Source organism: Dactylosporangium sp. CA-233914 (assembly GCF_050942935.1).
GTDB lineage: Bacteria > Actinomycetota > Actinomycetes > Mycobacteriales > Micromonosporaceae > Dactylosporangium.
The window spans coordinates 10344922-10368205 of sequence record NZ_CP192030.1; the positions used below are offsets into that span (position 1 = coordinate 10344922).

The 23284-nt window shown below is 71.4% G+C and carries 21 protein-coding genes; 10 read left to right on the forward strand and 11 right to left on the reverse strand.

The genetic code is table 11. The annotated features are described in order from the left end of the window. The first annotated feature begins 71 nt into the window (after positions 1 to 71). The 4 genes from ACQPY0_RS45805 to ACQPY0_RS45820 all read left to right on the forward strand — a co-directional run bounded on the left by ACQPY0_RS45805 (position 72) and on the right by ACQPY0_RS45820 (position 3741). Complete coding sequence (locus tag ACQPY0_RS45805; RefSeq protein ID WP_432975695.1) at positions 72 to 656, forward strand: phosphoesterase PA-phosphatase; 585 nt, start codon at positions 72 to 74, stop codon at positions 654 to 656. A gap of 65 nt (positions 657 to 721) precedes the next feature. Then, positions 722 to 2731, forward strand: a complete 2010-nt coding sequence (gene thrS, locus ACQPY0_RS45810; RefSeq protein WP_432995651.1) for a threonine--tRNA ligase — start codon at positions 722 to 724, stop codon at positions 2729 to 2731. Between the two features lie 50 nt (positions 2732 to 2781). Continuing rightward, positions 2782 to 3255 (forward strand): HIT family protein, encoded by a 474-nt coding sequence (locus ACQPY0_RS45815; RefSeq protein WP_432995653.1) that lies wholly within the window; start codon positions 2782 to 2784, stop codon positions 3253 to 3255. A gap of 63 nt (positions 3256 to 3318) precedes the next feature. Further along, positions 3319 to 3741, forward strand: a complete 423-nt coding sequence (locus ACQPY0_RS45820; RefSeq protein ID WP_432975698.1) for a hypothetical protein — start codon at positions 3319 to 3321, stop codon at positions 3739 to 3741. Positions 3742 to 4079: 338 nt separating this feature from the next. Here the strand turns inward: ACQPY0_RS45820 and ACQPY0_RS45825 are convergent, their stop codons facing one another. Further along, on the reverse strand, positions 4080 to 6620 hold the full coding sequence (locus tag ACQPY0_RS45825) for a VIT domain-containing protein (RefSeq protein ID WP_432975701.1): 2541 nt from the start codon (positions 6618 to 6620) through the stop codon (positions 4080 to 4082). Next, positions 6617 to 7378: a MerR family transcriptional regulator gene (locus ACQPY0_RS45830; protein ID WP_432975704.1), complete on the reverse strand. Its 762-nt coding sequence runs from the start codon at positions 7376 to 7378 to the stop codon at positions 6617 to 6619. Before ACQPY0_RS45830 ends, ACQPY0_RS45825 begins: the two co-directional genes overlap by 4 nt. A 59-nt stretch (positions 7379 to 7437) precedes the next feature. Here ACQPY0_RS45830 and ACQPY0_RS45835 point away from each other — a divergent pair, with 59 nt between their 5' ends. Then, entirely contained in the window at positions 7438 to 7995 is a 558-nt protein-coding gene (locus ACQPY0_RS45835) for a cysteine hydrolase family protein (protein ID WP_432975707.1), read from the forward strand. Between the two features lie 306 nt (positions 7996 to 8301). Here ACQPY0_RS45835 and ACQPY0_RS45840 read toward each other — a convergent pair whose 3' ends face one another. Further along, positions 8302 to 9648, reverse strand: a complete 1347-nt coding sequence (locus tag ACQPY0_RS45840) for an ATP-binding protein (RefSeq protein WP_432975710.1) — start codon at positions 9646 to 9648, stop codon at positions 8302 to 8304. Further along, on the reverse strand, positions 9645 to 10301 hold the full coding sequence (locus tag ACQPY0_RS45845) for a response regulator transcription factor (RefSeq protein WP_432975713.1): 657 nt from the start codon (positions 10299 to 10301) through the stop codon (positions 9645 to 9647). The genes ACQPY0_RS45840 and ACQPY0_RS45845 overlap by 4 nt, the downstream gene beginning before the upstream one ends. A 98-nt stretch (positions 10302 to 10399) precedes the next feature. Here ACQPY0_RS45845 and ACQPY0_RS45850 point away from each other — a divergent pair, with 98 nt between their 5' ends. After that, positions 10400 to 11521: a LolA family protein gene (locus tag ACQPY0_RS45850; RefSeq protein ID WP_432975716.1), complete on the forward strand. Its 1122-nt coding sequence runs from the start codon at positions 10400 to 10402 to the stop codon at positions 11519 to 11521. Positions 11522 to 11527: 6 nt separating this feature from the next. Here ACQPY0_RS45850 and ACQPY0_RS45855 read toward each other — a convergent pair whose 3' ends face one another. Beyond that, positions 11528 to 12388 (reverse strand): MHYT domain-containing protein, encoded by an 861-nt coding sequence (locus tag ACQPY0_RS45855; RefSeq protein WP_432975719.1) that lies wholly within the window; start codon positions 12386 to 12388, stop codon positions 11528 to 11530. A gap of 91 nt (positions 12389 to 12479) precedes the next feature. Next, a complete protein-coding gene (locus ACQPY0_RS45860; RefSeq protein WP_432975722.1) occupies positions 12480 to 12713 on the reverse strand; it encodes a hypothetical protein in 234 nt (77 codons plus the stop codon). A gap of 18 nt (positions 12714 to 12731) precedes the next feature. Between ACQPY0_RS45860 and ACQPY0_RS45865 the strand changes: the two genes are divergently transcribed. Further along, positions 12732 to 13835: a winged helix DNA-binding domain-containing protein gene (locus ACQPY0_RS45865; protein WP_432975725.1), complete on the forward strand. Its 1104-nt coding sequence runs from the start codon at positions 12732 to 12734 to the stop codon at positions 13833 to 13835. Between the two features lie 91 nt (positions 13836 to 13926). After that, positions 13927 to 15687 (forward strand): CocE/NonD family hydrolase, encoded by a 1761-nt coding sequence (locus ACQPY0_RS45870; protein WP_432975728.1) that lies wholly within the window; start codon positions 13927 to 13929, stop codon positions 15685 to 15687. A 75-nt stretch (positions 15688 to 15762) separates the two neighbouring features. On the opposite strand, the gene ACQPY0_RS45875 is transcribed toward ACQPY0_RS45870, so the two are convergent. Both ACQPY0_RS45875 and ACQPY0_RS45880 read right to left on the reverse strand, forming a co-directional pair. Beyond that, the gene (locus ACQPY0_RS45875; RefSeq protein ID WP_432975731.1) at positions 15763 to 16755 is read right to left on the reverse strand and encodes a terpene synthase family protein; all 993 of its coding nucleotides are present in this window, start codon (positions 16753 to 16755) and stop codon (positions 15763 to 15765) included. A gap of 88 nt (positions 16756 to 16843) precedes the next feature. Continuing rightward, positions 16844 to 17854: a TerC family protein gene (locus ACQPY0_RS45880; protein WP_432975734.1), complete on the reverse strand. Its 1011-nt coding sequence runs from the start codon at positions 17852 to 17854 to the stop codon at positions 16844 to 16846. 374 nt (positions 17855 to 18228) lie between these two features. On the opposite strand from ACQPY0_RS45880, the gene ACQPY0_RS45885 reads away from it, so the two are divergent. Together ACQPY0_RS45885 and ACQPY0_RS45890 are read left to right on the forward strand one after the other, a co-directional pair. Then, positions 18229 to 18522 carry a hypothetical protein gene (locus ACQPY0_RS45885; protein WP_432975737.1) on the forward strand — a complete coding sequence of 98 codons (294 nt, stop codon included), beginning with the start codon at positions 18229 to 18231 and terminating at the stop codon, positions 18520 to 18522. 1 nt (position 18523) lies between these two features. Beyond that, a complete protein-coding gene (locus ACQPY0_RS45890) occupies positions 18524 to 20002 on the forward strand; it encodes a DUF6745 domain-containing protein (protein ID WP_432975740.1) in 1479 nt (492 codons plus the stop codon). A 338-nt stretch (positions 20003 to 20340) separates the two neighbouring features. Here the strand turns inward: ACQPY0_RS45890 and ACQPY0_RS45895 are convergent, their stop codons facing one another. From ACQPY0_RS45895 to typA, 3 genes are all read right to left on the reverse strand, one after another. Beyond that, positions 20341 to 20763 (reverse strand): DUF899 family protein, encoded by a 423-nt coding sequence (locus ACQPY0_RS45895; protein ID WP_432975743.1) that lies wholly within the window; start codon positions 20761 to 20763, stop codon positions 20341 to 20343. Next, positions 20709 to 21149, reverse strand: coding sequence for a DUF899 family protein (locus tag ACQPY0_RS45900; RefSeq protein WP_432975746.1), 441 nt, complete (start codon positions 21147 to 21149; stop codon positions 20709 to 20711). The genes ACQPY0_RS45895 and ACQPY0_RS45900 overlap by 55 nt, the downstream gene beginning before the upstream one ends. Positions 21150 to 21321: 172 nt before the next feature. After that, positions 21322 to 23187 (reverse strand): translational GTPase TypA, encoded by a 1866-nt coding sequence (gene typA / locus ACQPY0_RS45905; RefSeq protein ID WP_432975749.1) that lies wholly within the window; start codon positions 23185 to 23187, stop codon positions 21322 to 21324. Positions 23188 to 23284 lie beyond the last annotated feature (97 nt).

Consider the following 23284-nt stretch of genomic DNA (forward strand, 5'->3'; position numbering starts at 1 on the left):
CCCTGAGAATTCTCCGCTTCTGTGGGGTTCAGCGCGCCATGACCGCGGTCTGGAGCCGATAGGGTGCTGCGGTGATCAGGGAGCGGATCGCCCGATGGCTGACCGAGGCGTTCGCGCCCGCGGTGCTGGTTTCGGTACTGCTGGTGCTGCTGGGCATCCACAGCGAGCCCGGCCGCCTCGGGCGCGGCCTGGCGCTCGGCGTGGTGGCGGCACTGTTCGAAAGCCTCCTGCCGTACCTCTACATCCTGCGCGGCGTGCGGACCGGAAGGATCACCGACCACCACATCGGCGACCGGCGCCAGCGGCTCGTCCCGCTGCTGGTCGGGATGGGGTCGGTGGTGCTCGGGCTCGTCGTGCTGCTGCTCGCCGGCGCGCACCGTGAGCTGCTGGCCGCGGTCGGCGCCGGCGGGGTCGGACTGGTCGTCGCCGCGCTGGTCAACCACTGGTGGAAGATGTCGATCCACGCGGCGGTGGCGGCGGGGTCGGTGGTGATCCTTTCGATGGTGTACGGCATGCAGATGCTCGCCACCGTGCCGCTGGTCGCCGCCGTGGGCTGGTCGCGAGTCCAGCTGAAGGACCACACGGCCGCGCAGGTCGCCGTGGGCACGATCGTCGGCGCGCTGGTGGCCGGTGGGGTGTTCGCGGCCCTGCGGTAGGGCGCTGGATAGCATCGGGGTGGAAAACCGACCTCTTTGATGCTTGGGAGCAGCCCGTGTCCGCAGTGCGCTCGAATACCGAAGCCCCACCGCGCATCGTGGTCACGGCCGGCACGACGGCGGCCGCCGCGGTCGCCGCGGCCGGGCTGCCCACCAGCGGCCCGAAGGCGATCGTCGTGGTCCGCGACGGCGACCGGCTGCGCGACCTGGACTGGGTGCCGCAGATCGACACCGAGGTCGACGCGGTCGACATGGGCAGCCCCGACGGGCTCAACGTGCTGCGCCACTCGGCCGCGCACGTGCTCGCCCAGGCCGTGCAGGACGTCTTCCCCGAGGCCAAGCTCGGCATCGGCCCGCCGATCGAGAACGGCTTCTACTACGACTTCCAGGTCGGCAAGCCGTTCCAGCCCGACGACCTCGACAAGCTCGAGAAGCGCATGCAGGAGATCATCAAGGCGGGCCAGCGCTTCCGCCGCCGGCGCTTCGACTCCGTCGAGCAGGCCAAGGCCGAGCTCGCCAACGAGCCGTTCAAGCTGGAGCTCGTCGACGTCAAGTCCGATGTCGACACGTCCGAGGTGATGGAGGTCGGCGGCGGCGAGCTGACGATCTACGACAACCTCGACGCCCAGTCGGACAAGGTCTGCTGGTCCGACCTGTGCCGCGGCCCGCACCTGCCCTCGACCCGCATGATCCCCGCGTTCAAGCTCATGCGCAGCGCGGCGGCCTACTGGCGCGGTTCGGAGAAGAACCCGCAGCTGCAGCGCATCTACGGCACGGCGTGGCCGACGCGGGACGCGCTCAAGGAGTACCAGAAGCTGCTGGAGGAGGCGGCCCGGCGCGACCACCGCAAGCTCGGCGCCGACCTCGACCTGTTCAGCTTCCCGGACGAGCTCGGCTCGGGCCTCGCGGTGTTCCACCCCAAGGGCGGGATCATCCGCCGGGAGATGGAGCAGTATTCCCGCCAGCGCCACCACGAGTCGGGCTACGAGTTCGTCAACACCCCGCACATCAGCAAGTCGAACCTGTTCCAGACCTCGGGCCACCTGCCGTACTACGCCGACACCATGTTCCCGCCCATGGAGATGGAGGGCGCGGAGTACTACCTCAAGGCCATGAACTGCCCGATGCACAACCTGATCTTCCGGGCCCGTGGCCGCTCCTACCGCGAGCTGCCGCTGCGGCTGTTCGAGTTCGGCACCGTGTACCGCTACGAGAAGTCCGGCGTCGTGCACGGCCTGACCCGCGTGCGCGGCATGACGCAGGACGACTCGCACATCTACTGCACCAAGGAGCAGATGCCCGGCGAACTGCGCTCCCTGCTGCAGTTCGTCCTGGATCTCCTGCGCGACTACGGCCTCGACGACTTCTACCTGGAGCTGTCCACCCGCGACGACTCCCCGAAGTTCATCGGCGACGACGCCGACTGGGAAGAGGCGACCGAGGCCCTGCGCGCCGCCGCCGAGGCCTCCGGCCTGGATCTCGTCCCGGACCCGGGCGGCGCGGCCTTCTACGGCCCGAAGATCTCCGTGCAGGCCAAGGACGCCATCGGCCGCACCTGGCAGATGTCGACCATCCAGGTCGACTTCAACCAGCCGAAGCGCTTCGGCCTGGAGTACCAGGCCTCCGACGGCTCCCGCCAGCAGCCCGTCATGATCCACCGCGCTCTCTTCGGCTCGATCGAACGCTTCTTCGGCGTCCTCACCGAGCACTACGCGGGCGCCTTCCCGGCGTGGCTCGCCCCCGTCCAGGTCGTCGGCATCCCAATCCGCGCCGACCACGCCGACTACCTGTTCGACTTCGCCGACCTCCTGCGCAAGGAGGGCATCCGCGTCGAGGTCGACCACTCCGACGAGCGCATGCAGAAGAAGATCCGCAACGCCCAGCAGCAGAAGATCCCGTTCATGGCCATCGCCGGCGACGACGACGTCGCCGGCGGCACCGTGAGCTTCCGCTACCGCGACGGCTCGCAGCGCAACGGCGTCCCCCTCGCCGAGGCGGTCGCCCACGTGGCGGACGTCGTCCGTTCCCGCACGAACACCGGCCCCTCCGCCCCCGCCGCCGGGACCCCCGAGTGACCAACCCCGGCGAGCCGGACGAACTGGAGCGCCTGTGGACGCCCCACCGGATGGCGTACATCAGGGGTGAGGATCGAGCCGACGACCACGACGAGCCGGCCGGGTGCCCGTTCTGCCGGGCCCCGGCCGCCCCGCCGGACGAAAGCCTGGTAGTAGCCCGCGGCGACGTCGTCTACGCGATCTTGAACCTGTACCCGTACAACCCAGGCCACCTCATGGTCGTCCCGTACCGCCACATCGCCGACTACACCGACCTGACCGAAGCCGAGACAGCCGAGGTGGCATCCTTCACCCAGACGGCGATGCGAACAATCCGCCGGGTGAGCGGCGCACACGGCTTCAACCTGGGCATGAACCAGGGCGCCGTGGCCGGGGCAGGAATCGCGGCCCACCTGCACCAGCACATCGTCCCGAGGTGGGGCGGCGACACAAACTTCATGCCGGTGGTCGGCCGTACAAAGGTCCTCCCCCAACTCCTGACCGACACCCGCAAACTCCTGGCCGAAGCCTGGCCAACCGCCTGATTCGCCAAGCTCCACGTCGCCGCGTTGCTGCGATATAAGCAGCGACGCGTTGGAGTGCCGTCCATGATCCTCATGGCGGTGAGCGCTGCCGGGATGGCCTACATCCTGGTGTTCATGGCTGGGTCGATCTGCCGCCTGGTCTTGACTATCGGGTACTTCATCGGACCGTCTGTATCTGTCATTGTGGACGGTGACTGGGTGTTTGTTCACAACTCATTCAGCACCCACACCATTCTGCGCGCAGCGATCGTCGGGGCTGGCGGGGTCGAACGAGAACGCGTTTATCTGAAGACGTCCACTGGCCGGGCCATCGATGTCGAGGCATTCCTGTCCCGGGATTCGCGGCGCGATCAGGGCAGATGGCGGTGGCGGAAGACGGTGCGACAAACCGAGCAACTCATGGAGGTTGTTCGTCGGAATCCGGGGTCCTCGATGGTGCCGTTGTCTCATCCAAGCGTAGGTTCGGTCATTGGACGATGCTCGTGATTGCGGCGCTTTGGTTCTTGACCGGGGTGGTGTTGATACTTAGCGGGGGTCGTCGAATCGTCGCCCGGTAACTGACCGTGCCGCCCGGTGGCCGCCAGCGGCTGGCGTTCGCCGACCTGGTTGATCGGCGAGGCAGGCTCGGTCCGAGCGGGAGTGCCAGTAGTCGGGTGGGTCGGGGCCGGTCGTAGCTGCCTTCTCGCGGATCTTGGTGCGGGTGAGGGCAGGGGACATTGCGTTGTCGGTTAACTGCTGCGCGGTTCGCCGGCCTGACCATCACATCGTGCCCCGTCCCGCCGCACGCGCTCAGGAGCGGCGACGTGCGGCGGGGCGCTCGCTCGTCAGCGCCTCCAGAACGTCGCGCGGGACGTTTCCGAACGGCCGCCCCCGGCCGCGCGGTCGAGCTCGGTCAGCACGAACTGCCACACCTCCTCGAAGGGCCGGGCGGCGATGGCCTCGGGGGTCAGGGCCTCCGCCAGGGCGCGCAGCGCCGGGATGGCCAGGGCGGCCAGGCGGGAGCCCAGGTCCTCCAGCAGCTCGCGCCGCTCGAACTCCGGGCGATCCTCCGCCTCGCGCAACCGCGCCGCCTCCTGGGCCGCGAGCTCGCGGACATCGACGCCCGCGAAGCGGTCCTCGGCATCCACGTCCTGCATGAAGGCCCGGCGGGACGAGCCCCGCTTGCGGCTCACGACGCCGCCGACCGGAGCCGGCGGGGGCGCGGCCGCCGGCGCACCGGGCATCGGAGCGGGCATCGCGAGCGGGCGAGCCGCCATCGGATACGCGCCGCCACCGCCGTAGCCCGCGGCGGAGCCAAGGTGCGTCACGGCGGACACCGGCTGCAGCGGCGGGGGCGCGACGGCCTTGGGCAGCTCCCAGCCCGCCGGTGTCTCCACCGGCTGGGTGACCTTGCGGGGCTCCCCGCCCTCGGTGACGACCCGGCTGTCGACCGCCACGAAGGCGGTGAAGCGGCACAGCACGCCGAAGCGCAGCGAGATCCCCGTGATCTGGGTCTCCAGCGGGCCGCTGGCGTGCGTCCCGGCAACATAACGGTCCTCAAGGTCCCGCAGCAGCGCCCGCGCCCAAACCGAGGTCAGGGCCGCAGCGTCGTGGTGCTCGCCCTGAACCGTCGCCGACCAGGCGCGGCCGTCGCGGGTGGTGCCGGTGACGACCAGGGCGCCGGTGGCCGGACCGCGGTATCGCCCGGTTACCACGAACGGCACGCCCGGGAAGACGTCCGGCAGTCGGGCCGGCGTGCGGGTGTCGTCGAGCAGCTCCAGCGACGACGCGGAGCCGGCCGAACCAGCAGCCGTTGCAGCGGTGGCCGTAGCGGTCGAGGCACCGGCGGGCGCGATGGACACGCTGGTGATGGCCGGTGCGCCGATCCGGCGGTGGATGTGGTCCATGGCCTCGTCGAGCCGGTCCTCGCTCTCGACCAGTTCACAGCGTCCGCCGCCGGCTATGGCGAGGCGGCCCAGGAACCCGGCATTGACCGCTTGGTCGATGCCGACGGTGTGGACTCGAACGCCCTGCAGCGACGCGGTGACCGTGCGCAGGATCTGGTCCTCGTTGCCGACCTGGCCGTCCGTCACCAGGACGAGCACCCGGTCACGCGCGACACTCCTGGACCCGCCGCCCGTGTGCGACGTGGCGGGACCGGTGCGTGCCGTGCCGGAGCCGGTGTCCGCCGCGCCCGGGCCGGGCCGGGCCGACTCCGGGGTCAGCAGGCGCAAGGCCTCCAGCAAGGGCTCCAGCAGCTCGGTGCCGCCGCGGGCATCGACGCGGGCCAGGTGCTCGACGGCGCGGTAGCGGTTGCGGTCGGTGCCGTCGGACAGGCCCGAGCCCAGCGACTCCGGCGTCTCCACGCGGTCGTCGAAGGCGAGGACGGCAAAGCGGTCCTGGGCGTCGAGGGTGTCGACGATCCGGGCCGCGGCCCGGCGGGCGGCGACCATCTTCCAGCCGCCCATGCTGCCCGAGCGGTCCAGGAGCAGCACCACGTCCCGGGGGCGCGGCGGGGCGTCGGGCTCGGGCGGGAGAATCGTGAGGCGATAGGTGCCCTCGTCGCCCTCCGCGTCGGGCACGAGCGCGAGGCTCTGGGCGCCGGAGCCGTAGGCCAGGCGAAGGACGAAGTCGCGGTTGGCGCGGTCCCCGGGCAGCACGGACACGTGGTTTTCCGCCTCTTCGACCGCGTGCAGGCTGGAGCGCACGCCACCGAGGGGCAGGCCCGCCGGGTCGATGTCGACGTCGATCGACAGGCGCAGCGGGTTGGGGAAGCCGGGCAGCAGCACCGGTGGGGTGATGCGCGAGGCGTCCGGGACCGCGTCGGTGTCCAGTGCGACACCGTCGCCGACACTGTCATCGTCGAGCGTGCCGCCGGGGATGTACCGCGGCGCGACCACCAGCGGGAACCGATACGTCGCTTCGCCGTCTTCGAACGCGAGCGGGCCGACGAGGGACAGCCGCACGCTGACGCGCTCGCCGGGCAGGATGTTGCCGACGCGCATGGTGAACACGTCGGGGCGCTCCTCCTCGGCGATCGAGGCGCGCTGCCCGGCGGCGATGGCGGTGTCATATGCCTGGCGAGCCGCGGCGCGCTCCTGAAGCTCGGCCTCGACGACCCGGCCGTCGGCGGTCATGGTCATGCGGACCACAGCCGCCCGATCTGGCAGCGGGAAGATATACGTCGCTTCGAGCGGTTCGCGGTGGACGTTGACGAACTCCTGCGTGAGATCGGTGCGGGCGACCAGTCCGGTGATCGAGGCCCGCACCTCAAGCCGGTCGAGCGGCAGGTTGCCGCGCTCGGTGCGCAGCGCACCCAGCCCGGCATCTTCGGCGGGTGCGGCGAACGTCCGCGCCTCGTCGTCGGTCATCGTCGCGAGTCTCATCTGGCCTTTCCTCTCCCCTTCGTCGTCTCGTTCGCCATGTGGTCGGTCGCCTCGCCGGTTGCCACGCCCCCATGAGTAACCGGCTCGGGCTGCCGCTCGTCCGGCTCGTCGCGGTGGACTCGTCGTCGCGCGTCGGCCTGTCGCCCGCCGGTGGCCGGCCCGTCGTCGTCCGGCACTACAAGCCCCCGGGCGGCCAGCGTTTCCATCAGCTCACGGGCCGCGCTCCGGACGGCCGCGAGATCATCGACGGTGGGCGTCGCGGGCAGCAGCAGAACCACTCCCCCGCCCAGCGGAACGCCGCTGAGCAGCCCGGACGTGGCGGCCCCAGATTCCAGTCTCCGCGGCGGCACCGGCGCCGGCCGCACATATTCCGCCGGCGGCTCCGCCCAGAACCTCACCTCCGGGCTGGGGGCCGACGGCTTCGCGGGCGGGACCGGAGTCGCCGGTAGCTCCGCGATGCGCTGCAGCACGTCGTCGGGGGCCTGGGCTAGCTCCGCCTGAATCTCGGCGATCTTGAAGCCCTGGGACTGCCGCAGCTTGATCGCCATCAGCTGCAGCAGGTGCCGCGGCCCGTAGAACGCCGTCCGTCCTCGCATCTGCGGGCGGTCCACCAGGCCGATGGTCGTATACCAGCGCACCGCCCGGGCGTCGGGTACGTCGCGCACCCGCCCGTTCGGCGCGCCCGCATAGGGCGTGCTGTCGAGCTGCGCGGCGACCTCGCCGATCAGCTCATCCAGTGTCCATCCCGTAGCGGTCATGACTCTATCCTGACACTGTCACCTTGACACTGTCAAGGTCGCCGTTTACGGTGAGGTCCATGACGACGCTCTCCGACCGGCCGAACACCGCGCTCCTCGTGATCGACGTGCAGAACGGAACCGTGAACGGCACCCACAACCGGGACACCGTCATCGCCAACATCAACACCTTGCTCGACAAGGCCCGCGCCGAGGGCGTGCCGGTCGTGTGGGTGCAGCACTCCGACGAGAACCTCCCGGAGGGCGGCGACAACTGGCAATACGTGCCGGAGCTAATCCGGCTGGAGTCGGAGCCGCTGGTGCACAAGCACTACTTCGACTCGTTCGAAGACACTGACTTGGAGAAGCACCTGGCCGAGCACGGCGTCGGCCGGCTGGTCGTCACCGGCGCGCAGACCGATGCCTGCATCCGCTCGACGCTGCACGGCGCGATGGTGCGCGGCTACGACGCCACCCTCGTCGGCGATGCGCACACAACAGAGGACCTCACCGCCTACGGCGCACCCGCCCCCGAGCAGGTCGTCGCGCACACGAACATGTATTGGGACTGGCAGAGCGCTCCCGGCCGCCGCGGCGGGACCGTCGACACGAAGGACATCAGCTTCGACCAACAGTGAGCGACGCCGATCAGCGACCGGCGGGAGCAGGCGGAGCCCGGCCGAGCCAGACAGCGATCGGGACGCACGTCTGACACGCCGGGTGTCCGGCCCGCTCCAGGACGGAAACAGTCCGCTCCGGGACGGAACCGATCCGCTTCGAGACAGAAAAGCTCCGGGACGGAAAGGGGTCGGGACCGGAAAGGGTCGGGACCGGAAAGGTCGGGACGGAGAGGGGTCGGGACGGAGAGGGGTCGGAATGGGGTTCAGGACGGGAAGAGGTCCAGGACGCGGCGAAAATCGTCCGGTCCGGGACGGAAGACGCGATCAGGTGACCTCGGGGAGGCGGGGCAGGCGGACCTCGGCTCTCACGCCGGGGCGGGCGTCGGCCAGGCGGACCGTGCCACCGTGGCGGCGTACGAGCTCCAGGACGATCGCCAGACCCAGGCCGCTGCCGCCGGCGTCCCGGGCGCGGCCGTCGTCCAGGCGGGCGAAGCGGTCGAATACGCGCTCGCGCAGGGGCGCCGGGATGCCCCTGCCGTCGTCGGTGACCGTCAGCAGGACCTCGGTCGCGTTCTCGGCCACGACGGCCAGGGCCACGCGGTCGCGGGCGTGGCGCACGGCATTGTCGACCAGGTTGAGGACGATGCGGTGCAGGGCGTCCGGGTCACCCTCCGTCCACAGGGGCTCGCCGGGGTCGACGGTGACAGTGTCGTACCGCTTCGCGAGCGTCGTCAGCAACGAGTGCAGCTCCACCGGCTCCACAGCCGAACGCCTCGGGTCCGAGGCGTCCGCGCGTGCGAGCAGCAGCAGGTCGTCGACCAGGCGGGTCAGGCGGTCCAGGTCGGTCAGGACGTCGTCGGAGACCGCGGCCCAGTCGCCGAGCTTCTGCGCGACCTCGATCTGGATGCGGATCGAGGCGAGCGGGCTTCGAAGTTCGTGGGCGGCGTCGGCGATGAAGGAGCGCTGCCGGGCGCGGGACACGGCCAGGCGGTCGAGCATGTGGTTCAGGGTGATCGCCAGGCGCTGGATCTCGTCGCTGGACGGGGGAACCGGCAGGCGTTCGTCGGTGGCGGCGCCGGTGATGCGCTCGGCGCCGAGGCGCAGGCGGTCGACCGGGGCCAGGGCGGCGCCGACGACTCGCCAGGCGATGGCGACGAGGACGACGATGAGCGCCGGATACGTCACCCAGAGGGCGTCCTTGAGCAGGTCGAGGCTGCGGTGGTAGTCGCCCAGCGGCACGGCGACGAGGATGATCCGGCCGTCGGGGACCTGGTGGGCGGTGACCCGCAGGCTGTCGGGCTGGACGGCGCGGTCGCCGGGGACCTCGACGCGCTCCCCGTGCAGGGCGCGGTCGACCTCGGGGCCGCGCAGCAGGGGTACGAGCAGATCGGCGTTCTGATCACCGGCCAGAACACTGTGCTGCTGCGGGTCGAGGATCTGCACGACCTGGTTGGCGGGGGCCGGCAGGGTCTCGGGAAGCTTCCCGCCCTCGTCGAGCAGGGCGGAGATCTCCGTCACAGTGCTGTCGGCGGAGCGGTCGAGGGAGCCGCGGAAACTGTACGTCATCGCGATCGCCATCGCCGCGCCCGCGATGCTCAGACCGACGACGAGCCCCGTGGTGCCGAGCAGGATCAGGCGGCCACGGAGTGAGAGGGAGGCCCACCACCTCATGTGCGCAGCCGGTAGCCGGCGCCGCGGACGGTCTCGAGGAGGTCGCGGCCGAGCTTGCGGCGCAGGTACCCCACGTAGACCTCGACGGCGTTGGGCGCGGTGTCGACGCTGGCGTCCCAGACGTGGTCGAGCAGCTCGGTCTTGGACACGACCTGGCCCGGGCGGCGCATGAGGTACTCCAGCAGCGCATACTCCCGCGCGGTGAGGACGATCTCGTCGCCGGCGCTGGTGACGCGGCGGCGGGCGGGGTCCAGGGTCAGCTCGCCGACGGTCAGGACGCTGGGGCGCTCGGGGGCGCCGCGGCGCAGGAGGGCACGGAGGCGGGCGACCAGCACGACGTAGGAGAACGGCTTGGTCAGGTAGTCGTCGGCGCCGCAGTCGAGCCCGTCGGCCTGGTCGTACTCGCCGTCCTTGGCCGAGAGCATCAGCACCGGCACCCAGTTCTTCTCGGCGCGCAGGGTCTGCACCACACGATACCCGGACAAGCCGGGCAGCATGATGTCCAGAATGACGGCGTCGTAGCCTCCGTGGCGAGCCATCTCCAGCCCGGTGGGCCCGTCGCCGGCCACGTCCACGGCGAAGCCCTCCGCCTGCAGGCCCCGCTGGAGCGCGTTGGCCATGCGAATCTCGTCCTCTACCACCAGCAGCCGCACGCATACCAGCGTGGCATGCTCGCCTGTGGCACGACACAGACGGTCTCAGCGATGTCACAGCCGGGTCCACGCACCATGGTTGGCAGGAGGTGCAACCAATGTCCAACTTCACGTCACGACCCGTCCTTCGGTGGGCGGTGCCCGCGGCTGCTGCGGTCGCTGTGGTCGGTGCTGGCGTGGCAGCGAAGACCCTCGCCGTCGCCGCCGAACCCGACCTGCCGCCGCGCACCGCCGCACAGCTGCTGGTCGATCTGCAGACGGCCAGTCTCGACGGGCTGTCCGGCACCGTGGTCGAACGTGCCGACCTCGGCCTGCCGGCGATCCCGCTGCTCACCGGCGAACAGAGCGCCAACTTGACGTCGCTGGTGTCCGGCAAGCACACCCTGCGCGTGTGGTACTCGGGCCCCGACCGGGCGCGGGTGTCACTGCTGGGCACGCAGGGGCAGAGCGACGTCATCCACAACGGCTCCGACACCTGGATCTGGGACAGCCAGGCCAAGGAGGCCAGGCACTTCACCGGCACGCCGGAGAAGGACGCGGCGGGCGCCGTGCCTTCGCCGAGCGACCTGCCGAAGTCGCCGCAGGAGGCCGCCGACCTGGCGCTGAAGGCGATCGACCCGACCACGCAGGTCTCGACCGGCAACTCGGCGAAGATCGCCGGCCGTAACGCCTACGAGCTCGTCCTCCGCCCGCGCGACACGGCGTCGCTGGTCGGTGAGGTGCGCCTGGCGATCGACGCGGAGAAGAAGCTGCCGCTGCGGGTGCAGGTGCTGCCCCGCGGCACCGCCAATCCCGCGTTCGAGGTGGCGTTCACCTCGGTGAACTTCGCCCGGCCCGACGACGCCGAGTTCACGTTCAACCCGCCGGCCGGCACCAAGGTCACCGACGTGACCGAGGACCAGGCCAAGCAGGAGCACCAGGGCAAGCAGGCCGAGCAGCAGCCGGGTTCGGCCGACAAGCCCAAGACCGCCGTCATCGGTACCGGCTGGGCGTCGGTCCTGGTGATGCGGACCTCGGACGCGGGCCAGGGCGCGCCGTCCGAGGAGCAGAAGAAGGCCCAGGACGCCATCGGGCAACTGCCCGCCGGCAACGGTGGCCGCACGTTCAACAGCAAGCTGGTGAGCGTTCTGTTCACCGACGACGGCCGGGTGCTCATCGGCTCGGTGACGCCGGAGAAGCTGGCCCAGGTGGCCGCCGACCCTGCCGCCGCGCTCAAGTAGCCCGCGCTATCGATGGGAGGGGACCGCGGCGATGCCGCGGTCCCTTTCCGTTTCCCGGTGCCGGTTGGCGCAGGCGCGGGCCAGGGTGGCGACGGAGTACATGTCCCGGGCCCGGCGCAGCAGCGCCTCCTCCGTCGCGGTGTCCTGACGGACGGTGAAGCCGACGGTGCAGTACGCCAGCCCGGACAGCAGCAGGCAGGCCAGCACGCAGACCGGGGCGAGCATCGCGAAGAGCGAGACGCCGGGGACCTCGGCGGTTGCGGCGGCCGGCTGGACGCGTACCGCCGCCATCACCGCGTAGTGGGTGCTGCACACGGCGAGCGCCATGATCACGGAGGCGCACAGCATCGCGGCGGTCCCCCGCACCACGCACGCGCACCACAGCGTCACGCTCGCCCCGACGATCGCGGCCACCGCGGCGACGAGCAGCGTCCGCGGCTCGTACTCGACGATTCCGGCGACCCGCATCGACATCGGCCCGGTCGCGTACACCGTGGTCAGGCCGAGGCCGGTGAGCACGCCGGCCGGCAGGAGTTTCCAGGCGCCCGGGCGGCCGTAGCCGACGATGTAGAGCCCCAGGCAGTACACGACCATGGCGATGCCGAGCCCGAGGGCGGTGGTCAAGATGTCGTACCGCACGACGGTCTGCGGCACGTCGACGCCCAGCATCGCCATGAAGTGCGGAACCCAGGTCCCCTCGGCCCCGATCGCGACGGCGGACAGCGTCAGCCAGCGCGCCCGGCTGGCGCCGGTGGAGGCCCGGGAGCGGCCGGCGAGGTACGTGCCGAGCAGGCAGCCGAGGATCGACATCGCCAGAGCCAGCGCGGGCGTCAGCCAGCCGTATGCGAACTGCTCTACCGTGCTCACCCGGCGATTGAGTCATCCGCGGGGCAGTCCCGGTCGGACAGCTTGTGCGGTGTTTGCCCCGTTTGGGGGATATTCCGCGGCCCGGCGTATCTCAGGCGGCTCCGGCCTGCGTCGCCCGCATCTGCTCGGGGCTGGGCCCGATGTCCAGCCAGGCCCGCGGCGGGTCGGTCTCCTCGATCTCGACCCGGTCCTCGGGCCGGACCTGGGCCGGCAGCTCGCCGAACCGGGCATGGCGCAGGAACGCAAGCTCCGTGTCCGTGAAGCGCTCGCCGGTCATGTATCGATCGTGCACCCGCGCCGCCAGGGAGCGCAAGAACTCCCGCAAGGGCCGAGAATGACCACCGTGAGCAGCGTGCCGCAGATCGGCCGGGCCCGGGTCATGGCATACCGGACGGTCACCAACGACTTGCACGAGCGCCGCGCCGGCGGCCCCGAAGTCCTCGGCGTGCTCGACCTCGGCGTGCCCAACGTCCCGGCCGGCACCGCCCGCCAGGCGCTCGCCACCCGCTGCACCGAGCCGCTCGCCGGCGACCTGGTGCTGGCCTGGACGACCCGCGGCGCGCCGCACCTGCACCGCCCGGCCGACCTGCCCGCCCTGGCCGGGGCGCTGTGGCCGCTCGCCGACGCCGACGCCGCGTCGCGGTTCGCCACCGGCCAGCTGCCGCCGGCCGCGTTCGAGCTGGGCGTCGAGGCGTTCCGGGTGACGGCGCAGGCGTTGCGGGATGTCGTACGCCGGCCGTCGGCGAAGGGCGACGTGAGCCGCGCGGTCAGCGAGCGGGTACCACCCGAGCTCACCTACGACTGCAAGCCGTGTGGCGCCCGGCACATTTCCGGCGGTCTGCTCCAGCAGGCCGGCCTCGGCGGCGGGGTCCGCCTCGACGAGGACGCGGCCAAGACGGTCCTGGCGCCGATCGAGCCCCGCCCGCCGCTGCCGGCGAAGGCGGCCGGGACGACCGAGTTCGTGCGCGCCTACCTGCGCATCCTCGGGCCGGCCACCGCCGGGGACGTCGCGAAGTACCTCGGGACGACCGTCGCCGCCCTCAGGCCGATCTGGCCCGCGGACCTCGCCGAGGTCTCGGTCGACGGCCACCGGACCTGGCTGCCGGCCGAGTGCCTGGACGTGCTGCTCGCCGCCCCTGACGTGCGCGGCGTGCGGCTGCTGCCGCCGTCCGACCCGTTCCTGCAGGCGCGCGACCGCACCGTGCTGGTGCCCGGGAAGGACCGGGCCAAGGAGGTCTGGCGGGTGCTCGGCAATCCCGGCGTACTGCTGGTGGACGGCGAGATCGCCGGAACCTGGCGGGCGAAGGCGGTCCGCAAGCGGCTCGAGCTGACCGTCGAGCCCTGGGTGCCGCTGTCCGCCGCCACCCGCACGGCCGCCGGGGCGGAGGCGGACACCGTCGCGGCCGTCCGCGGCCTGGCGGAGGCAGACGTCAAAGGCCTCGGCTAGGGCCTGGTTTCGTACCTCATGGTCGGTTGAGGCCTGGCCAAGCGGTCGTGGCGGGCATGGCCGGCCGGGGCTGACGCTACGCTCGGGACGCATGAGACTGGATCCGGTTGGTCGTCTGCTGAAGCTCCCGCCCGCGGTGACGGGCCGGGTCCGGGTCACGCGGGCCATCCCGATCCGCATGCGCGACGGCGCCAACCTGCGCGCCGACCACTACGCGCCCGCCGTGTCCGCCGACGTGCCCACGGTGCTGGTCCGCACCCCCTACGGCCGCGGCGCCCCGGTCAGCATCCTCTGCCGGGCCGTGGCCCAGCGCGGCTTCAACGTGCTCATCCAGTCCTGCCGCGGCACCGCCGACTCCAGCGGCACGTTCGAGCCGCTGCTGCAGGAGCGCGAGGACGGCCTCGACACGCTGGAGTGGCTGCGGCGCCAGCCGTGGTACGACGGCCGCCTGCTCACCTACGGCCCGAGCTACGTCGGCTTCGTCCAGTGGGCCCTCGCCGCCGAGGCCGGCGACGAGCTCAAGGCCATGGCGACGATCGTCACCGCGTCCGACTTCGGCCCGCCCACCTACGCCGGCGGCGCGTTCTCACTCGACACCGTCCTGACGTGGTCGGCCCTCCTGGAGGCCCAGCGCGGCCCGCGCCTGGACAACGCGGTCGAGCTCCTGCGCGGCCAGCCCCGCCTGCAGCGCGGCCTGTCCCGCGTCCCGATGGCCGAGGCCGACCGCGTCACCGTCGGCGCCGAGATCGAGTTCTTCCAGCGCTGGCTCGCCGAGGCCGACCCGGCCTCCCCGTACTGGACCCAGCGCGGCCACGCCCACCGCCTGCCGCACGTCACCGCCCCGGTCCTGATGATCGGCGGCTGGTACGACATCTTCCTGCCCTGGCAGCTGGCCGACTACACGGCCCTGCGCGTGGCGGGCCAGCAGCCCCACCTGACCATCGGCCCCTGGCACCACGGCAGCGCGGGCCTGTTCCAGCACTCCGCCGCCGAGGCCGTAGCCTGGTTCCGCGCCCACACCGGCGGCACGGAGCAGGTCCGCGACCACCCGGTCCGCGTCCACGTGGGCGGCGCGGACGGCTGGCTGGAGCTGAAGGACTGGCCACCCCCGCAGAGCATCCTCCAGCGCTGGCGCCTGTCCGCCCCCGAAACCCTGATCCCGGACCCGGCCGCGGACGCGAGCACGGTCCCGGGCGGCGCCGCTGGGGCGGGCACCGCAACGGGCGCGAGTCAAAGCGCGGACGCGGGCGGGCTGGGGATCGCCCGGGCGGGCGCCGGCGCGGGTGTGGCCATCGCGAGTGCCGGTGACGTGGTCGTCGGGTCGTTCGTCTACGACCCCAAGGACCCGACACCGGCACTGGGCGGGCCACGCCTGGTGGGCAAGATCGCCGGGCGCCGCGACAACCGCACGCTCGAGGACCGGCCGGACGTGCTGACGTTCACCTCGGCGCCGCTGACCGAGCCGCTGGACGTCGTCGGCCCGGTCTCGGCGGACATCATCGTCCGGGCCACCGCCACGACCGGCTCCGACGACGCGGCGGCGCCCTACTTCGACGTGTTCGTCCGGCTCTGCGAGGTCGACGAGCAGGGCCGCTCCTGGAACATCTGCGACGGCCTGGCCCGCGCGCTGCCCGACCGCGCCCCGGACACCCCCGTCCACGTCGAACTCTGGCCGACCGCGTACCGGTTCGCCGCCGGCCGACGCGTGCGCCTCCAGGTCAGCGGCGGCGCCCACCCGCGCTTCTCGCGCAACCCGGGCACCGGCGCCCCGCTCGGCCACGAGATCGAGCTTCGCAAGGTCCGCCAGGAGATCCTCGCCCCGTCCTTCGTCACACTCCCCCTGGCCAGATGACACGCGCTCCGGCCCCGGATGGGTCGTGGCCATGAGGCCATGAGCATGAACATGTCACGCCGGCTGGTGAGGGACTCAGTCGACCGGCCGCCGGGGTGGCGGTAAGTCCGCAGGCGTGTAACGCCCCGACTCCATGGACCAGTCCAGGTTGCCCCGGATCCAGTGCACCAGGTCGGCGATGCCCACCATCGCCGGCGGGTCGTCGAAGAACCGGGCCTCCAGCCGGGCCCGCGCCACCTGGAACTCGATCACCCGCGCATCGTGCTCGGCGACCGCCGCCGTCACCGCCTCCGCCAGCGGCAGCCGCTGCTCGCGCTGGAACGAGAAGACGATGTTGTGGTGGTCGCCGATCGCGGCCTCCTTGGGCCACGAGATCAGGTCGTTGAAGATCCCGATGACCGTGCCGGCGGTGCGCCGTGCGATGGCGAAGTCGGGGTCGTCCAGCAGTGCCTGCGGCAGCTCGACGCCGTGCATCGGCTCGATGAGGTCGAAGAACATGTCGGTCGCCGCGCTGAGGTGGCGCATCCGGCGGTACTCCTCCAGCAGCGGCGGGGAGTCCGAGGTCCGGTTGCCCGCCTCCCACAGCGTGCCGGCCAGGTAGTCCGCGACGTGCCCGACGAACCGCTCCCGCCACGCCGGGCTGACCCGAGGCTCGGTGCGCCGCCAGACCTCGCCGAGCGCGGCCGCGAGCGGGCGGCCCAGCGCCGTGCCGAGGATCGGCGCCGGCTGCTGGTCGCGCACGAGGCGCACGACCTCGGCGACGGCCGCGCGGGCCGGCTCCGGGTCGCGCACCAGGGCCCGCTCCAGCAGGTCGTCGAGAACGAAGATGCTGATCAGCCACGCGGTGGCCAGGCGCAGCTCCGACTCGCCCGCGTCCGGGTGCGCGCGGCACATGAGGTTGGCGAACTTCGCCCGCGCGAACGTCGCGCGGGCACCCGGCCGGTCCAGCAGGCCGTGCCGCGTCGCCCAGTGCAGCGACCAGCGCTGGACCCCGTCCGCGTGCGGGGAGATCCGGGGCGTGAACGGGCACAGCACCACCGGGGCCGACATCTGGCCCCGGTGCGTCATTTCGTGCAAGATGCATCACCCGCCCGGCCGTGGTACCTCATATTGGCGCTGATTCGCGCTCAGCGCGAGTCCTGGCGAGGCATTTCATTTAATTGTGAAGTTTGTCCGGTTGCGCGACCGCCGCACGCGCATCGCGCCTCGACTTGACCAGTGAAGCGACCGTCGTGATGGCCAGCGTGCCGATGATGACCGCCAGGGATAGCTCGATGCCGATGTGCGGGGCCCAGCCGACGTGCTCGCCACCGTTGATGAACGGCAGGTTGTTGTCGGCCAGCGCCTCGAGGAACAGCTTCACGCCGATGAAGCCGAGCACCACGCTCAGGCCGATCGAGAGGTACACCAGCCGGTCGAGCAGGCCGCCGATCAGGAAGTACAACTGCCGCAGCCCCATCAGCGCGAACACGTTGGCCGTGAAGACCAGGTAGGGCTCCGCCGTCAGCCCGAAGATCGCCGGGATGGAGTCGAGCGCGAAGATGAGGTCGGTCGTGCCGATCGCGATGAGCACCACGATCATCGGCGTCATGTGCAGGCGCCCGCGTTCGTCGCGCGCGGTGAGCCGCGACTCCTGGTACTGCGGCGTCATCGGCAGCACCCGCCGCGACCAGCGGATGAGCGCGTTCTCCTTGAAGTCCTCCTCCTCGGTCTCGCCCTGCATGGCGAGCTTGACCGCGGTGTAGATGAGGAACGCGGCGAAGATGTAGAACACCCACGAGAACCGGCTGATCGCCGCCGAGCCGACCGCGATGAACCCGCCGCGCATGACGAGCGCGAGAACGATGCCGATGAGCAGGATCTTCTGCTGGTACTGCCGCGGCACCTTGAACCGCGACAGGATGATCACGAAAACGAACAGGTTGTCGACGGAGAGGCTGTACTCCGTCAGCCATCCCGCGTAGAACTCGCCGGCATAGCCGCCGCCCCACCGGGCCAGCACGAACAGGCCGAAGAGGAGGGCGAGCCCGACGTACACCGTGACCCAGATCGTCGACTCTTTGATGGAGGGTTCATGGGGGCGACGGGCGACGATCGCGAGGTCGAACAGAAGGATGGCACCCAGCCCGACGAGAGTCACTGTCCAGATCCAGCCGGCAACGTCCACGTGCAGAAACCTCCGGTAGACACACCACAGACCGCGCCCACCCCAGAGGGGCCGCGCGGGCTGTGTAGTTGACACCGGAGGTCTCTTCCGCCATCCGCCGAAGCCGGATGACCGACGGTGCCGGGTGTGATCCCCACGTCACCGTGGGACACCGTGCTGACGACAACCGTCGCGAGGGAATACTCCCCTCCTGTTGCTCTTCCACCATTGTCCATCAGGCTGCGGGGTCCGGACGCGCGGGGGGCGAAAAAATGTCGTACCCCGCGTCTATCGTGCTGGTCAGTTCCGGTGAGCCGGGGAGTTCTTTCAACGCTCACTCATGGCCGGCCGTCGAGGGGAGTGCGATCGTGTATCGGCAAGGTGACGTTCTGTTGGTGCCCATTGCCCAGGCGGAGGTGCCCGCCACGGCGGTCCCGGCCCCGCGCGACCGGACGGGGCGCATGGTCCTGGCCCGCGGCGAGGCCACCGGCCATGCCCACGTGATCGTCGGACCGGACACCATCCTGCTGGCCGACCGCGACGACATCGACCGCCTGTTCGTCAAGGTCGTCACCCGCGGCCGGGTCGTCCACGAGGAGCACGGCACCATCACCATCCCGGCCGGCACCTACCGCATCGTCCGCCAGCGCGAATACGTCCCCGGCGCCTACCGTTACGTGGCCGACTGACATGACGTCCACCATCGCCACCGAGACCCGGGCCGCCGCGCTCGGCGCCGTGTCCGCCAAATGGCTCGCCGCGGGCCTGTCCACGGCCCCCGCCGACCGCCGGGCCGCCGAGGACGCCGTCCGGCTGGCCTACCGCTCCGCCGGCCTGCCCGAGCCCCGCCACATCGTCTGGTTCGCCTCACCCCTGGCCGGCGCGCGGGCGGCCGCCCTGCTCACGGGCCGTCGCCCGGACCCCGGCACTCCACCGGACCCGGCCGACACCGCCATCGAGGCCGAGCTGCGCGAGCAGCGCTGCCCCCCGGTCCGCGGCAGCGCGGGCCCCTCCGCGCGGGCCGCCGTGCGCACCAACCCCTGGGCCGCGGCCAGGGCCGAGGCTCACGAACTGCTGGGCCCGGACGGCTGGGCGGCCCTCTGGTCGGCCTGCGGAGCCGACGTCTGGCGCCTGGTCAACGACCGCCTGGCCACCCCGCTACGCACCCACCTGCGCGGCGAGCTCCCGCCGCACGCCCGCCCGGTCCTGCTGGACGCGATCGGCGGCCAGCACGACGCGGGCTGGCTGTCCGCCTTCGACGCCGCCGCACCATCGACCGCACCCACCACCCGCACCGCCACACCCGACCCGGCGGCGCCGCCAGCCCCGGCAGCACCCCTCGCACCCGGCACCGCCGTGGCCGGACGGTCCACCTCACCTGGCCCCAACGCCGCGGCGAGCGGGACCGCCATGGCTGCCGCCCGGGGCGTCCCGATGACCCCGGCGGCCGCGCCCGGCGGTGGCCGGGTCACCTCCGCCGCCGCATATGCCGCGGCCTGGGCCGCCTCGGCCGCCCCGATCCCCGAGACACCGCCGGACCCGGAGCCCGAGCCGGTCTACAGCGCAGGCCCGGTCGGCGCGGTCTGGGCCGGCGCCGGCGGCGGCGAGGCCGCCCTGCACGCGGTCGCCCGCCTGGCCGGCCTGGCCGGCGTGGCCCGCTGCGCATCGTGGTGGTGGCCCTACGCCAACGTCGCCATCCTCACCGACCGACCCGACGCCCTGCACCGGGACAACATCGGCCGCCTCCACGCCGCCGACGCCCCGGCGCTGCACTACAGCGACGGCTACGCCCTGCACGCCTGGCGCGGCATGCCCATCCCGTCCGACCTGGTCGACCGGCTCTCCAGCCTCACCTATCGCCAGATCGCCGACGAACGCAACGCCGAGCTGCGCCGCGTGATGCTGGAGCACTTCGGCTACGAGCGCTATCTGCGCGAGGCCGGCGCCCACCGCGTCGCCCAGGACGAGACCGGCACCCTGTGGCGCCTGAACTTCGCCGACGACGAGCCCCTGGTCATGGTCGAGGTCATCAACAGCACCCCGGAGCCGGACGGCACCAGCCGCGTCTACTGGCTGCGTGTCCCCCCGGCCACCCGCACCGCCCGCGAGGGCGTCGCCTGGACGTTCGGCCTCACCGAGGCCGAGTATCGCCCCTTGATCCAGACCTGAAGACCCCGAAGGGAGCACACCGCACCCGAGCCGAGCCCCGTCAGGGACGCACCTCACCAGACCGTGCCCGACTACGGCGCCGGGAACGGTCTCCCCGGCCGGACCAGATGGTGGCGCCGCGCCGGCCGCACTCGCCCCGGTGAATGTGCACCCGTCACGCGGAAAAGCCCGGGAGGGCCTCTCATCGGCCCCCGCGATGAGAAGCCCGGACCAGCAGCGGGAGTCCGACCGGCGGTTGCCGCCACGTCGTCCCGCCCGCGCCGGGAACGTTCTCCGGCCGCCCGGCGGCGGCTCGATGGTCGCCCGCTCGGCGGCGAGGAGGAGCAGAACCGGCGGATCTACCAGGAGCTCGCTTCCTGCGACCTTGCGCCTGCCGAGTTCTTCTCGGGGGCTCGTTCAGTGGCTATGCGGCGGGTGATGATCGTCGACGAGGTGCCGAGGTCGTCGTTACGGCCCGGCTCGATTGGTGACCACTGGGCGGTTGGGCGGTCGTCCAGCCGGGACTGGCCGCCTCGGGAACTCCAATGCTGCGGCCAGCCCTCCGGCGAATCCTCCCAGAACTCCTGGCGGCCGTAGACGATCAGATCCAGCAGTCCATACGACGGTGCCATCGGCTCGTTACCGCGGCCGGTGGTCCAATACGTCTCGTAGACCTTGTCGTCGTCGCGGAGATAGGCGACCAGGATGCCGAAGTGCCGGCCGGCGATCAAACGGTCCGCGGAGTCCTGCGGCACCGAGTACCAGGGGATCGTCCAGCCCATGAAACTCGCGGTAGCGCGAGTTCTCCTCGTGCAGTCCTGACGTCCCGCGAGTGCAGGTAGGACAACTCGCTGATGTGGGTCGTGGAGAAGGTACAGCCCTCGAACTGCTGCGCCGCGGGCCTGCCGGTATGCCACATCTGGAAGTAGGCGATCAACTGGGTCCGGCCGTCGAAGATGTCGATCAGCGGCACCGGACCGTTGGCTGCGATCAGCGGAGTCCGCGAATCGACTTCGACCATCGGCAGCCGACGGCGTTCGGCGGCCAGTGCGTCCCCGGCCCTGGTGTGGGCCTTCTCCTTGACCCGCAGTTCGTCGATCCTCGCCTGCCAGGTCCGCCGATCGGCGATCTGCGGCAGGGGGTGTCCGGCTGCTGACGCCTCTGTCATGCGGCCTGTCCAACCCAGTCGAAGAGTGCGGCACAACACCGTCGCGCCCTGGCGCGCTACGTTCTCTCGGCACCCCGGCCCGTTTCGCCGGGTCTGGCTCGGTGGCGCTTCGCGGAGACCGACCCAGACCCGGCGCTGACGGCAGCAGCGGTCCGCAAGTGACGCGGGATCTCTAGGCGTGCGCCCGCTTGCGCGCCACGCGCTCGCGGTCCTTCTGGTCGAGCATGACCTTGCGGATGCGGATCGCCTCCGGCGTGATCTCCACGCACTCGTCCTCGCGGCAGAACTCCAGCGCCTGCTCCAGCGACAGCTTCCGCGGCGGGATCAGCTTCTCGGTCTCGTCCGCCGCCGAGGAGCGCATGTTGGTGAGCTTCTTCTCCTTGGTGATGTTGACGTCCATGTCGTCGGCGCGGGAGTTCTCGCCGACGATCATGCCCTCGTACACCTCGGTGGTCGGCTCGACGAACATCGAGCCGCGCTCCTGCAGGTTCATCATCGCGAACGGCGTCGCCACGCCCGAGCGGTCGGCGACGAGCGAGCCGGTGGCGCGGGTGCGCAGCTCGCCATACCACGGCTCGTAGGACTCGAAGACGTGGTGCAGGATGCCCGTGCCGCGGGTGTCGGTCAGGAACTCGGTCCGGAAGCCGATCAGGCCGCGCGCCGGGACCAGCCACTCCATGCGGACCCAGCCGGTGCCGTGGTTGACCATCTGCTCCATGCGGCCCTTGCGGGTGGCCAGCAGCTGGGTGATCGCGCCGAGGTACTCCTCCGGCGCGTCGATCGTCAGCCGCTCCGTCGGCTCGTGGACCTTGCCGTCGATCTCGCGGGTCACGACCTGCGGCTTGCCGACGGTGAGCTCGTAGCCCTCGCGGCGCATCTGCTCCACCAGGATCGCCAGCGCCAGCTCGCCTCGGCCCTGAACCTCCCACGCGTCGGGGCGCTCGGTCGGCAGGACCCGCAGCGACACGTTGCCGACGAGCTCGCGCTCCAGGCGGTCGCGGACCAGGCGGGCGGTGACCTTGGCGCCCTTGACCTTGCCGGCCAGCGGCGAGGTGTTGGTGCCGATGGTCATCGAGATGGCCGGCTCGTCGACGGTGATGCGCGGCAGCGGGATCGGGTTCTCCTGGTCGGCGAGCGTGTCGCCGATCATGATCTCGTTGATGCCGGCGACGGCGATGATGTCGCCAGGGCCGGCCTCCTCGGCGGGCTTGCGCTCCAGGGCCTCGGTCATGAGCAGCTCGGAGATGCGCACGCTGGTCTGCGTGCCGTCCTCGCGGCACCACGCCACCGTCTGGCCCTTGCGGATGCGGCCCTGGCGGACCCGGCACAGCGCGAGGCGGCCGAGGAACGGCGACGCGTCGAGGTTGGTGACGTGCGCCTGCAGCGGGGCGTCCTCGTCGTAGGCCGGCGCCGGGATGGTGTCCAGCAGCGTGCGGAACAGCGGCTGCAGGTTGTCGCTGTCCTCGGGGACCGTGCCGTCCTTGGGCTGGGTCAGCGAGGCGATGCCGTCGCGGGCGCAGGCGTAGACGATCGGGAAGTCGATCTGCTCCTCGTCGGCGTCGAGGTCGAGGAACAGCTCATACGTCTCGTCGACGACCTCCTTGATCCGCGCGTCGGGCCGGTCGACCTTGTTGATGACCAGGATGATCGGCATGCGGGCCTTCAGCGCCTTGCGCAGCACGAACCGGGTCTGCGGCAGCGGGCCCTCGCTCGCGTCGACGAGCAGCACCACGCCGTCGACCATCGTCAGGCCGCGCTCGACCTCGCCGCCGAAGTCGGCGTGGCCCGGCGTGTCGATGATGTTGATCGTCACCGGGTCGCCGCCGTCCTGGGGGACGTAGCGCACCGCGGTGTTCTTGGCGAGAATGGTGATGCCCTTCTCGCGCTCCAGGTCCATCGAGTCCATGACCCGGTCGGTGAGCTCGGCGCGGGCGTGGAACGCGCCGGACTGCCGCAACATCGCGTCGACGAGAGTGGTCTTGCCGTGGTCGACGTGGGCGACGATGGCCACGTTGCGGAGGTCTGAACGGGTCTGCATGAGCCCATTGTTCCAGGCTTGTCGCGCACCCTTGTCATCGCTCCAGGGGGTCTGCGGCGTCTGTCTATACGGCTAGGCTTGCCGTCACGGGGGAGGA